Annotated in this window: 12 protein-coding genes; 7 read left to right on the plus strand and 5 right to left on the minus strand. The window is 61.7% G+C overall.

What is annotated here, in order from left to right; genetic code table 11:
- Positions 1–137 precede the first annotated feature (137 nt).
- The 3 genes from VB739_RS14770 to rph form a co-directional block, all read right to left on the minus strand.
- Positions 138–1,385 carry a DUF3084 domain-containing protein gene (locus tag VB739_RS14770; RefSeq protein ID WP_323357802.1) on the minus strand — a complete coding sequence of 416 codons (1,248 nt, stop codon included), beginning with the start codon at positions 1,383–1,385 and terminating at the stop codon, positions 138–140.
- Positions 1,386–1,460: 75 nt separating this feature from the next.
- The gene (gene ntcA / locus VB739_RS14775; RefSeq protein WP_416233345.1) at positions 1,461–2,126 is read right to left on the minus strand and encodes a global nitrogen regulator NtcA; all 666 of its coding nucleotides are present in this window, start codon (positions 2,124–2,126) and stop codon (positions 1,461–1,463) included.
- 142 nt (positions 2,127–2,268) lie between these two features.
- Positions 2,269–3,033, minus strand: coding sequence for a ribonuclease PH (rph, locus tag VB739_RS14780; RefSeq protein WP_323357793.1), 765 nt, complete (start codon positions 3,031–3,033; stop codon positions 2,269–2,271).
- Between the two features lie 164 nt (positions 3,034–3,197).
- On the opposite strand from rph, the gene VB739_RS14785 reads away from it, so the two are divergent.
- Together VB739_RS14785 and dcd are read left to right on the plus strand one after the other, a co-directional pair.
- Positions 3,198–3,785, plus strand: coding sequence for a cob(I)yrinic acid a,c-diamide adenosyltransferase (locus VB739_RS14785; protein WP_323357794.1), 588 nt, complete (start codon positions 3,198–3,200; stop codon positions 3,783–3,785).
- Positions 3,786–3,789: 4 nt separating this feature from the next.
- The gene (gene dcd, locus VB739_RS14790; RefSeq protein ID WP_323357795.1) at positions 3,790–4,383 is read left to right on the plus strand and encodes a dCTP deaminase; all 594 of its coding nucleotides are present in this window, start codon (positions 3,790–3,792) and stop codon (positions 4,381–4,383) included.
- 830 nt (positions 4,384–5,213) lie between these two features.
- Here dcd and VB739_RS14795 read toward each other — a convergent pair.
- Together VB739_RS14795 and VB739_RS14800 are read right to left on the minus strand one after the other, a co-directional pair.
- Entirely contained in the window at positions 5,214–6,584 is a 1,371-nt protein-coding gene (locus tag VB739_RS14795) for a HAMP domain-containing sensor histidine kinase (RefSeq protein WP_323357796.1), read from the minus strand.
- Positions 6,581–7,303: a response regulator gene (locus VB739_RS14800; RefSeq protein ID WP_323357797.1), complete on the minus strand. Its 723-nt coding sequence runs from the start codon at positions 7,301–7,303 to the stop codon at positions 6,581–6,583. The genes VB739_RS14795 and VB739_RS14800 overlap by 4 nt, the downstream gene beginning before the upstream one ends.
- Positions 7,304–7,481: 178 nt before the next feature.
- On the opposite strand from VB739_RS14800, the gene VB739_RS14805 reads away from it, so the two are divergent.
- The 5 genes from VB739_RS14805 to VB739_RS14820 all read left to right on the plus strand — a co-directional run bounded on the left by VB739_RS14805 (position 7,482) and on the right by VB739_RS14820 (position 11,931).
- Positions 7,482–8,345 (plus strand): sterol desaturase family protein, encoded by an 864-nt coding sequence (locus tag VB739_RS14805; RefSeq protein ID WP_323357798.1) that lies wholly within the window; start codon positions 7,482–7,484, stop codon positions 8,343–8,345.
- 103 nt (positions 8,346–8,448) lie between these two features.
- Complete coding sequence (locus tag VB739_RS14810; RefSeq protein ID WP_323357799.1) at positions 8,449–8,760, plus strand: hypothetical protein; 312 nt, start codon at positions 8,449–8,451, stop codon at positions 8,758–8,760.
- Positions 8,761–8,853: 93 nt separating this feature from the next.
- Positions 8,854–9,258, plus strand: a complete 405-nt coding sequence (locus tag VB739_RS16715; RefSeq protein ID WP_416233346.1) for a type II toxin-antitoxin system RelE family toxin — start codon at positions 8,854–8,856, stop codon at positions 9,256–9,258.
- Between the two features lie 411 nt (positions 9,259–9,669).
- Positions 9,670–10,401 (plus strand): hypothetical protein, encoded by a 732-nt coding sequence (locus tag VB739_RS14815; RefSeq protein WP_323357800.1) that lies wholly within the window; start codon positions 9,670–9,672, stop codon positions 10,399–10,401.
- Positions 10,402–10,803: 402 nt separating this feature from the next.
- Positions 10,804–11,931 (plus strand): DUF4238 domain-containing protein, encoded by a 1,128-nt coding sequence (locus tag VB739_RS14820; RefSeq protein WP_323357801.1) that lies wholly within the window; start codon positions 10,804–10,806, stop codon positions 11,929–11,931.
- The last annotated feature ends 177 nt before the right edge of the window (positions 11,932–12,108 follow it).

The following is a 12,108-nucleotide window of genomic DNA, read 5'->3' on the forward strand; positions in this document are numbered from 1 at the left end:
GTCCTGCAGGCGCTGCCAGGCCGCTTCGGGGGGCAGCACGAGGGCCTGGCGGATCTCCCGGCGCTCGGGGTCGGTGAGCACCAGGCCGCACTTGCTGCGACCGGGATCGAGGCCGGCCAGGGGGCCGGGCGCGGCGGTCATGGCCGCACGGGGCGGGTGCCGGCGTCCTTGCGGACCCAGCGCAGTTCCACGCTGATCGGGTCAGGGGTGTCGGCGTTCTGGCTGGCCACCGCCTCCAGGTTGGCGGTGACACCGGCGGGCCGCTCGCTGAGTTCGCGGGCGAGGGCGTTGAGGCTGGCGGTATCGAACTGGAGGCCGTTGGCGAGGGTGCCCTGGCGCTGGACCTTGGCGAAGGCGGCGGCCAGCAGCAGGTTGAGGCGGCTGCGCACGGCATCGAGCTCGCGCACGTCGGGTTCGAGGGCGGTGCGGGAGAGCACCTCCCCCTGCTCCACCACCTGGCGGTTGGGGCGCAGGTCGGGGAAGGCGAGCACCTGGGCCTCGCCCCGCAGCACGTTGGCGGCCGAGCGGATGCTGACCACCCAGGTCCCCGGGGTGCCGAGCAGGGATTCCAGCCGGGTGATGTCGCTGCGGGGCACCAGCAGGATCTGGCGGTTGGGGGCCTGGCCGGGCAGCAGCAGCTGGAACGCCGCCCGGTTGGACTCCTGCAGCAGGGCATCGATCACCTGCCGGGCCTGCTCGGGGCGCTGCAGCTGCACCTTGGCGGTGGCCAGGGGCTGGCCGCTGGCGATCACCACATCACCGCGGCGCAGGGCGATGACGTTGGTTTCGAGGTCCTTGAGTTCCTTGGCACCGGCGGCGATGCGCTGGCGCACGCTGGCCAGCTCGGCTTCGGTGCGGCGGATCTCCGCGTCCCGGCCGCGCACCTCCCTGGTGAGCCGGGCCCGCTCGGCCTCCAGCCGGACGCGCTCGGCCTGCAGGGGCTGCAGTTCGCGGCGCAGGGTGTCGACGCGGCGTTCTGCGGCCAGCAGCTGGCTCTGGGCGCGGCGCTGGCTGGCCAGGGCCTGGTCGCGGCGGCGTTCGGCGGTGGTCAGATCAAGGCGGCTGCGCTCCAGTTCGCCCCGGGTGCGTTGCAGTTCACCCTTGTTGCGCTGCAGGGCGGCGCGGCTGTCGCGCAGGCGATCCTGAATCTGGTCGAGCTCGAAGAGCCCCACCCGCAGGCGCTCGCTCACCAGCAGCATCAGGGCCAGCGAGACGGCGCTGATCAGGCTGCCGGTGAGCACGGTGATCACCACGGCCGTCTTGCGGGGCCGCAGGTTGAACAGGCTGAGGCGCGCCTTGCCCACGCGGCTGCCGAGCCGGTCGCCCAGGGTGGAGAGCACTCCGCCGAGCACCAGAAGGGCCAGGATCAGCAGCCAACCCGACACCGTCTGCGCCTCGGTTTTGCGGTGCACCAAGTATCCCTGCCGGTGGTCGCCTGGCACCCGGAAGGGGCCGCCCGTTCAGCTGAATCGCTTGGCCAGAGCGATGGGATCGAAGACGGTGATCTTCTTGCGGTCGATCTGGACCAGGCCGTCGTTGCGCAGATCGCCCAGCAGGCGGGTGATGGTGACGCGGGTGGAGCCGATCGCTTCGGCGATGGCCTGGTGGGAGAGGCGCAGGTCGATGGTGATCCCCTCGCTGCCGGGCACGCCGAAGTCACGGCAGAGCACAAGAAGGAAGCTCACCAGCCGGGAGGACATGTCCCGGTGGGTGAGGGTTTCGATCATGGTTTCGGTCTGGAGGATGCGGGAGGAGAGTCCCTGCAGCAGCAGCAGCCCGACGCTGGCGTCCTGCTCAATCGCCCGCCGCACCGAGGTGGCCGGGGCGGTGACCATCTCCACCCGGGTGAAGGCGATGGCGTGATAGAAGCGGTCGGAGCGCTGGCCGGTGAGCAGGGAGAGCACCCCGAAGAGGCTGTTCTCGCGCAGCAGGGTCACGGTGATCTCCTCGCCGGACTCATAGACGCGTGAGAGGCGCACGGCACCGCGACGCAGCAGGTAGACGCGCTCGGCGGGGTCGCCGGGGAAGAAGATCGTCTTGCCGCGCTCGATGGTCTCGAGGCTGCTGCCGGCCAGACCCCGGATCACCTCCAGCAGGGTGACGGTGGTGGCCCCCGGGGCGCCCATGGGGGTCACGGCGCCGGGGGATCCGCTGGATGGGCTGCTGGGGTAGCGGCTGAAGCCACGCGTGGCGCCGACCATTAAGGCGTGGCGAATGGTTAGGAACTTATGGATCGGCCTGGCCGATCCATGTAGCCAATGACACTCTTTAGCCGGTCGTGCGTGTGGCCGCCACCACACTGGGCCCGGCCGGCGCCACAGCCAGGGCCTGGCGCTGGGCCTCCTGCAGGGCGCGCAGGCCCGGTTCGGCCAGATCCAGCAGGGCGTCGAGGCGGGCACGGGGGAAGGGGGCGCCTTCGGCGGTGCCCTGGATCTCCAGCAGCCGGCCCTGCTCGTCCATGACCACGTTGAGGTCAACCTCGGCGCGGGAATCCTCGGAGTAGTCGAGATCCAGCAGGGCCTGGCCATCGACCAGGCCCACCGACACGGCCGACACCTGCTGGCGCAATGGTGAGGCGGCCAGCACGCCCTGCTGCTGCAGGCGCTCGAGGGCGGCGGCCAGGGCCACCCAGGCGCCGGTGATCGAGGCGGTGCGGGTGCCGGCATCGGCCTGGAGCACGTCGCAGTCGACCAGCAGGGTGCGCTCGCCGAGGGCCTCCAGATCGAGGGAGGCCCGCAAGCTGCGGCCGATCAGCCGCTGGATCTCCTGGGTGCGGCCGGAGAGCTTCATCAGTTCGCGGCCCTGGCGGCTGGGGGTGGAGGCCGGCAGCAGGCGGTATTCGGCGCTGAGCCAGCCGCTGCCCGAGCCTCGCCGCCAGCGGGGCACCTCGGGATCGAGGCAGACGCTGCAGAGCACGCGGGTGCGGCCAGCCGAGAAGAACACCGAGCTGAGCGCGAAGCCCATCGGGTCCCATTCGAGGCCCACGGGGCGCAGCTCGTCGGCGCGGCGGCCGTCGTTGCGGGGAGTGGGCACGCGGGCTTTGGCAGGGAAGCGGCAGCGTAGGCGGCGCCAGTGGTACGTCTGTTCCGAGCCACTACCGATGGTGTGCCGAGCCGGCAGAGGCCGCTACATTCGGGAGGTGAGGGGCTGGGGCTAGCCGTCCGGACCCTTCACACCAACGCTTCCTTGGGGTGTCCATGACCGCCAGCCTCATCGACACCACCCACCCCCATCGCCCTGTGGCCCTGGTGCCACCGCTGGCGGCCCCGCTGCGACTGGTGAGCCAGCCGGAGGGGTTGCTGCAGATCCACACGGCGCCGTTCCGGGGCAGCTTCGCGGCGGTGTTCAGCCAAGCCCTGCGCAGCGCCGGGCTCGGCAGCCGGGTGCTGGTGAGCCAGTTCCTCAAGGGGGGCGTGGAGCAGGGGCCGGCCGGCAGCCTGCGGCTGTGCGGCCGGCTGGAGTGGCTGCGGCCGGGCACGCCCCATTGCCTCGATGGGCCGCCGGGGTCCCAGGGGCCGGAGGGGGCCACGGCCGAGGAGGCGCTCGAGGCTGTGGCGGAGGTGTGGGAGGTGAGCCGCCAGCGGCTGCTGAAGGGCGACCTGGATCTGCTGGTGCTCGATGAGCTGGGGCTGGCGGTGGCCCTGGGCTATTTGAGTGCTGAGGCGGTGATCGAGGCGCTTGAGCAGCGGCCGGCCCATCTGGATGTCATCCTGACGGGCCCCTCGATGCCGGCCAGCCTGATGGCGATGGCCGATCAGGTCACCCAGTTGCGCCGCGGCGGCTGACGCCATGCTCAAGAACGACCACTGGATCAACGAACAGGCTGCCGGCGGCATGCTGGAGCCGTTCCAGCCGACGCTGGTGCGCCACCTGGATCCGGAGGCCCGCAGCGGGCCTGTGCTGAGCTTCGGGTGTTCGTCGTACGGGTACGACCTGCGGCTGTCGCCGAAGGAGTTCCTGATCTTCCGCCATGTACCGGGCACGGTGATGAACCCGAAGCGGTTCAACCCGGCGAACCTGGAGCCGGCGCCGATGCACAGCGACGAGGACGGCGATTACTTCATCCTGCCGGCCCATTCCTACGGGCTGGGTGTAGCGCTGGAGAAGATGAAGGTGCCGTCGAACATCACCGTGATCTGCCTGGGCAAGAGCACCTACGCGCGGCTGGGCATCATCGTGAACACCACCCCGGCAGAAGCCGGCTGGGAGGGCCACCTCACCCTGGAGTTCAGTAACTCCTCCGGCGCCGACTGCCGCATCTACGCCAGCGAGGGCATCTGCCAGCTGCTGTTCTTCGAGGGCGACCCCTGCGCCACCACCTACAACGACCGCCAGGGCAAGTACCAGCACCAGCCTGAGCGGGTGACGCTGGCGAAGGTTTGAGGGGGTGCGAGGGTGATGGGGCAGCTGGTAGGGAAATGGGGCTTCTGTAGCGGCGCGGACAGTTGGTTATCGGGTCCGCATAAATCCTTTGCTAGGGCCCGAGCCTATGGGCTAATCGGTTGTGCCGAGATGGTTTTGGCGGAATTGCATGAACTGGGGCGAGTGCTTATGCCGCTGCTGACTCGGCATGAGGGTGGTTATCGGAACAGTCCAATAAAGAGTTAGAAGGATCAGAGAAAAGCAGGAAGCCTGGCCGTCTTGACGCTCTGACGTCAAAGCGCTAAGGTTGAGGAATGTATGAAACAAAATGGGCCACCATTTACTTCGACGCGAAAGTCGACGGGAAGTACATCGTGCACTCTGCCTAAGAGCTGCAGCATGTAACCGCTAAATTTCGGACATAGTCGACGAAGTGGTGCGCATGACATTTGCCGAAGATGCTGATAATTTGAAAGACGCTGATCAAAGGCAAGCTGAGTCAAGCTCTAGCTTCGAGGAGATTGTCACAAGCCTAAGAGATAGTGGCTGACTATAGCCTCTCTATTAAGCCATCAGCGGTTAAAGAAATACCTCACCAGGACCTGGTTGAGGAGCTGCTCAGCGGTGCGCAGCTTGGGGAGGATCTAATCGGGCGTGTGGCGCTTGCATTTCATTGGGCTGGTCCTGAAAGAATCAGGCCGGTAGGGAAGTTCTCATGAGGACTGGTTGAGCATTCGGGGTACACGTAAAGTCCAGTGGGGTGAAGACGGGCGAGGCCTGAGCCAAACGAAGCGAGGCGCTGGAGTGCCCTGGGCGTGCTCACTGCAGATGGCGCCCGACCACCGTGGGCCTCAAGCCCGATCAGCCCGGAACCGCGGCAGTTCCACGGTGACCCTTGCACCGCCGCCTGGTGCGTCCGCAATCGTGAAGTGGCCATGGTGACGGGCCAGGAGGTTGCTGACAATGGCGAGGCCAAGTCCGGAGCCGCCGGTCGTTCGCGCCCGCGAACGCTCAAGCCGCACGAACGGCTCGCGCACCCAGTCACGCATCGCCGCTGGAATGCCGGGCCCGCGGTCATCAATGGTCACCACGACCCGATCAGGCGGCGTCCCGGCCACCCCGATCCGCGCCTGGTGACCGTGCTTGAGCGCGTTATCGATCAGGTTGGCAAAAACCCGACGCAGGGCGAGGCGGTTCCCAAGCACATAGAGCCGAGGCGTCGGCCCGTCCCCAACCCCGTCGAGGCTGACGCAGCGATCCGGTCGAGCCTCAAGTTCCAGGCTCAGCAAGGCGTGGATGTCGACCAGTTCGAGCCCATCCTCCGTCGCTGTCTCGGTACCTTGGGTGGCAAGCAGGGCATCATCCAGCAGGCGAACCATGTCGTCGAGGTCTGACATGGCATGGTCCAGACCCTGGGAGGTGGGCGCGTTCTCCAAGCGCAGCCTTACCTTGGTGGCCAATGTCCTGACATCGTGCTGGAGACCGCCGACAAGGGCAAGGCGCGCCTGCAACAGCCGCGACAGCCGCTCCTGTTGCCGGTTGAAGGCTCCCACGAGGGCGCGGATCTCCGGCGCCGCTGACCTCACGTCCCGGATTGGCTGGGGGTCAGCATTCAGATCAATGCTGTCGACGGCACGCGCCAGCTCTTCCAGCGGACGGATCTGACGCAACAGGAACACCAGCATCAGCGTGGCGAAGATCGTCCCCAGCAGCCCGGCGCCGAAACCGAGGGGTAAGCCGAGATTGGTCACCGGAAACAGCTCCCGGGATCGCAGAACGAGCAGCGTGTTGCGGTCCAAAGTGGTGCTCAGAACGCGTCTTGCCTCGGCGCTGCGCAGCAGCGATGGCAGGCCGTCCATCGGCCGCCCGGGTCGCCAGACGTCCAGCCCGATGGCACGGTTAGGCATCGCCGCCCGGTAGGCAGCTGCGAGCTCGCGCAGTGGCCGGTCTTCCGGCGCCGCAGGGCTGAGCGCGGACCCTGGATGGGGTTCGAGCGTGACTTCGAGGGTCGGAGTCGACAGCGCCGGCAGGATCTTCGCCCGCGCCTCGTCGGAGAGCCCATCGAGCAGATCAGCCATCGCCGCCACCTTGGCCGGCGAGGGGATCGTTGCCTGCGCATTGATGGGCGACCGCCGCAACACATAGGCCGCAGCCATCACGGAGATCGTGAGCAGTGTGACCACAAGGGTCAGGCCAAGGCGAACGACAAGGGACGTTTTCATCCCGGCACGACCTGCACCGTTGGCGTGAACAGATAGCCATGACTTCGGATCGTGGCGATGAGCCGTTCGTTGTCGCTGGCCGCTTCGATCTTCTTCCGCAGCCGCGACACCAAGGTATCGATGGACCGGTCAAAGGGATCCCCACGGCGCTGATGGACCTTCTCGAGCAGCAGATCCCTCGAAAGCACACGCTGGGGTGCCTGAACGAAGCAGACAAGCAAATCAAATTCAGCGCTGGTCAGTGCAATGTCATGTCCTGATGAATCGGAAAGACGTCGCGCATTCACATGGACCGTGTATTGATTGAACTGGAGCACCTCCTGAGGTGGGTTGCGTCCGGCCGGCGGCCCGCCACGGCGCAACACGGATCGAATCCGGGCCACCAGTTCCCTTTTGGAGAACGGCTTCGTCACATAGTCATCGGCACCGAGTTCGAGTCCGACGATGCGATCGACTTCGGCACTTCGGGCCGTGAGCATGATCACGGGAATCGACGAGGCCGCGCGCAGCCGCCGGCAGATCGACAGGCCGTCCTCACCGGGGAGCATCAGATCGAGGATGACGAGGTCGGGTCGCTCGAGCGCGATGGCGGCGTCCATGCGTCCCGCATCGGGAACGCCCCTGGCAGCAAACCCCTCCTCGCTCAGGACGCCGATGAGGAGCCCTCGGATATCGTCATCATCATCGACCACAAGGATCTTGGTTGGCTCTGCGCCCATCCCCAGGCTCGGCGAGGTGCACCCTCTGTAGCCGTTCGGCAGGCGTTGGTGTGGCTCATGCACAAACTGACAAAGTCTGGCCACAAATCTCCGCAAAACGCATCCACACGGAAAAACCCCCGTCAAGTTGGCCTCTTACCTTCTTGGTGTGGCCACCTCGCACCACGTGGAAAATCCCATGGTTGATCCCAGTCCGATTGCAGCCGCCCGCACTGCATTGGGGCCCCTGTTACTCGCCATCGTCATCGGGCTCATGGCACTGGAGTACACCGCCAGCCGCCTCGCCCGTGTCGACACCCATGACATCGATGAAACCGCAGCGTCCTTCGTGATCGCCTTCGGCCACCAGATCATCCGGACGATGGAGGCCGCAGTCGTCTCGGTGCCCCTCTTCCTGGCCTACAACCATCGACTTTTCGACATTGATCTGGCATCGCCAGTGGCCTGGATCGCGTTCTTTGTGATCGTGGAGTTTGTCTACTATTGGCATCACCGCGCCTCCCACCAGGTGCGCTGGTTGTGGGCGACCCACGCGGTGCACCACTCCTCCACCCGGATCAATCTGACCGCTGGCATTCGGCTCGGATGGACGGCGGGATTATCCGGTCACTATCTTATTTATGTCCCACTGGCTCTGATTGGGTTCCACCCGATCGCCATTGTGATCGCTCTCAGCCTCAACCTCGGCTACCAGTTCTTCATCCATTCCGAGTGGCTGCCATACCTTGGGTTCCTGGAATGGATCTTGAACAGCCCGTCCCATCACCGGCTCCACCATGCCTGCAACGAAACTTGCCTCGACAAGAATTTTGGTGGGACACTGATTGTCTTTGACCGGCTCTTCGGCACCTTCACGGAGCAGCCGGCCAAGGAAACGCTCTGCTACGGACTTGCCGGCCAAGCCAGAACGCTCAATCCTTTCAAGATCGTGTTTGGCGAGTGGCTGGCCATGTTCGCTGAGTTCAGGGCAGCGAAGTCCGGCTGGAAACAACGGCTTTCCATCCTGTTTGGGCCCCCAGGTGCTGGACAACATTCCGCCTAATCGTTTGAGTTCGCATCCAAAGCCATCGTCGATCGATCGGTCGTCATCAGCGGCTGCCGCCATCCAACGGCCAACCTCAGCCAATCCCATCGGAGTTAACACCATGAACACCAAACGGTCTTTCGCCACCCGTCTTGCCTCGGCAACGGCCCTGTGGATGGCGCTCGCACTGCCGGCAACCGCCACATCCGAGCGCGCCCAGGCCCAGGCCAATTTCCTCAAGGCTGACGCCAATCATGACAAGCAACTCGATTTCGCTGAATTCAAGACCTTCGTCAATCTCAACGCAGACCAGGGCCTCGGCAGGGCGCCCAGGATCCGACGCTTCGGGATGTATAGCCGGGCCTTCAACATGACCGATGAGAACGGTGATGGCGTCGTATCGAAACAGGAAATTGAGGCCCAAGCCCAGTAGTGGTCATCGCAACGATGGAAGGGCGTCAGCATCACGATGGCATGGAATGCTCTGGAGTCCAAGGAGAACCGAATGGAACATATCGATCCTTGGATGCACCCTCATGGGGTTTCCCCAGCTTGGCCTCAGTCACTTTGCCCCGCCCGGCCGCCGAGACCACACCGAGCGCGCATCGCGCCCCAGCTCCACGGCGAAGCGAGATCCAGACGTCATCAGGGTGTCGTGCTCATCGGGGGTGAGCACTTCCAGCGCATCCCCCGGCCCAACGATGAACTCCTCATCCAGGCGATATCTGACAAGGCGACGCTCACTCGATTGATTGATAGGATCAAGTCACTTGCCACTCAACCGAGACCGTCAGGGTCTGAAAAGCTGGCGGGAAGGCCGAACCGTTATCGTGTCCGCCAAGGCAACTATAGGGTCATTTACTCCGTCGATGATCAGGCGCGTGTTGTCGAAGTTGTAAAGGTTGGCCACAGAAGAGATGTCTACCGATGAGTGGACCTTCTAACATCAAGATACAGAAGACGGGAGCGGAGGAAGTCGGCAATGCCAAAGTTAGCTCGCCCGCTTCTGATCTTGAGCGTTAGCTGGTTCGGAGGAAGCGCATAGGCAGATCCAGGGCAGAGTTGCTATGCTCAGAAATAATTGCTCTGTCTTGTATGAGTGGCTACCAAATTGTCAATGGGTATTTCACAGACGATGGAACTTGGGTTTCGCCATACCTTCGTGGTGTGCCAAACGGAATCGAATTTGATAATGTCAACTTTGACGCTGCCCGTCCGGACATTCTTTTAGATTGTTTTGATTCTGGAAATCACCACCCCGGACTAGACATAGGTAACTTTGATCCTGACCCGCATGGCAACAATACAGAAGTCGACGACTTAATCGACTTGGGCTAGGACGATGGCTGAGTTTCTCCCGATTCTGAGAAATGCTGGATTGGTTCACCCCATAGAACCAAGGCTGATTGACAATTTAAGCCTCCATAACATTGTCACCTTCCCAGCGCAAGAGTTTATTCGCCTTTGGGTTGAGCATAAGAAGAAACAGCAAGAAGACGAGCAGCGGCTTTGGCGATTTGCCGGGGCTGCGGTTGGGATGATGTTTGGATTGGGAGATGGTTTTCAGATTGGCGACCTTTTAGGTGGGCTGGCAGGTGGTGCGATGGGGGCCTTGGCACAAGAGGCACTAAGTGCTGATGACAAAGCAGCTCTTGATCGAATGCAGCTGCACTGGGTCCATGCAGACCATGGGTCACCCATTCGGATGGCACAGAGACATGGTCGCCCCGTTGCTCGATACATGCTGACCAATGGAGGTGCAGTGATTCCCTGTGTTGGTTTTCAAGATGGCTGGCTTGCCATTCTTGAGAATGATGGAGCCAAGAGATTTCTTGCGCCATTACAAGAAGAAGCCAAGCAAAGTGGTTTTATCAACCCTGAATGGGTCGATGGACAATTGGCTCATGGTGCAAGTTTTAGAGCAGACGGGAGAGGATTTATGATTAAACAGGAAAAACGTTTGGCCACTCTCCCTGCAACGGATGGAATTGTGCATGACGTAATGGCGCTTGAGACAGATAATGGCAACATATTGGCGATCAAGTCATCAATTCCTCATCATTCGGAGTACTAAGTTGGACCCTAAGACTACGCAGGCCTTTGATTATCTAGAGACTTGGTATCGCAAGCAAACAAATAAACGTAGGCTCCAGGGTATTGCTATAGCTGGGGGCCTTGCCGCTAGTCTTGCTGTCGGCCCACAGTTTTTGGCTATAGCATCGATTGGCTCGGCTGTACTTTTGGGAGTAAAGCTGGTCGGCTCTAAACGCTCAGGCTAACCTAAGTTAGTCTTTTTGAGCTTTGCATTTCTTCAGGTTAATTCCAGGCTATTTCTGCGACTAGCTAACAAGCCCCTCGAGTGGGCAGGCCACCACCAGATCCCTTTTGTGCAAGCCCGAGTTCTATGCCTGCCACTCAGGGGCGGCGTTAGGCCATGGTCAAAATGCGTATACTCCGAAGACATAGGTCGTTGTAGGTGGCCTCGAACAAGAATCAACATTACGTTCCGCGATGTTATCTTCGCGCCTTCACGGAGCATGGAGACGGAGTTCGCATTAATCTATTTAACACTGACCGCAGAAGAGTAATTCCGCTGGTTTCCGCGCGTCATCAGTGCTCGAGAGACTATTTCTATGGATCTGATGCGGAGTTAGAAGCCGCAATTCAACTACTAGAGCGCAGTTATTCTGAAGTGTTGCGACGCATCACCCAGGATTCGTACGCCCTAACTGATGAAGATAGTGCCTTGCTGCGCAGGTTCTGGCTGTTCCAGTATTTAAGAACCGAAGCTGCATCTCAGCGCTCGGTAGAAGTTTTAAATGCCGCAACTGACGCCATGGGACTATCAGGTGTCGAATACAGAGCTGAAATCAAGAGAGCAGTTCTACATGCGATGCGAACGTTTGTCGAGAATATAGATATTATGGATGATATGTCTACATGCTTAGTTCGCAACGAGAGCAGGGCACCATTTATCACATCAGACGATCCCGCGATTTTGACTAATCGCTTGTACCTTGAATGCTTGCCGCGTCTAGGTAAGTCGTTTGGCTTAAGCCAGAGCGGCAATATCATGGTCCTCCCGCTTACGCCTTCAATTCTTTTCTTGGGCTTCGATCGGAATATTTACACAGTGCGGGACAAGAAAGGCTGGTGCAGCCTGAAGGCGGCCGATGATGCACGGGCGTACAATCAGCATCAGATGTCAAACTGTAGGGCTAATTTGTTCTTCCAAGAGAATCACTATGGCTCTGAAGTCGGCATAGAATTCGCAAAGATAGCTGATAGGCGCCCGCCCGCTCGACATCGTATTCACACAATGATCTTTGATCGAAGTGAGGGCGATCACGATTTCTATAGAGTAGTTGAGCCTGAGGAGGCTCGTGAGCAAGGCGAGATGATGGTGCATATGGAGGCAGTCTATCCAGCTCCGCCGAGGTGGCCTATTCACCTTGGCGTAAAACCCAAGGGCATTGTCTTTACTAATGGCACTGGTGCGGGATATCTACGAAGTCCTGAAAGGCGAATAGGCAAGGAGCGTCCATTCCGAAGAGTGACACTCAGTCTTTTCGGATCACCAAGATCTGGCATTACCCTGGCCTAACAATGCCATGCACCTGAGCCGCCTCCAGATGATTCTCTTTCGTCGCATGGTGAGGTGGTCTGGGTTTTCTGGACAGGGCCCATCGTTAACCTGTGAGGCGGGGCACCTCCCCTGAGAGGGGGCTCCCACCCATGAGCAAACGCCGCACCCATAGCCCCGAGTTCAAGGCCAAGGTCG

It is taken from the genome of Cyanobium gracile UHCC 0281 (assembly GCF_034931305.1).
GTDB classification, from domain to species: Bacteria; Cyanobacteriota; Cyanobacteriia; order PCC-6307; family Cyanobiaceae; genus Cyanobium; species Cyanobium gracile_A.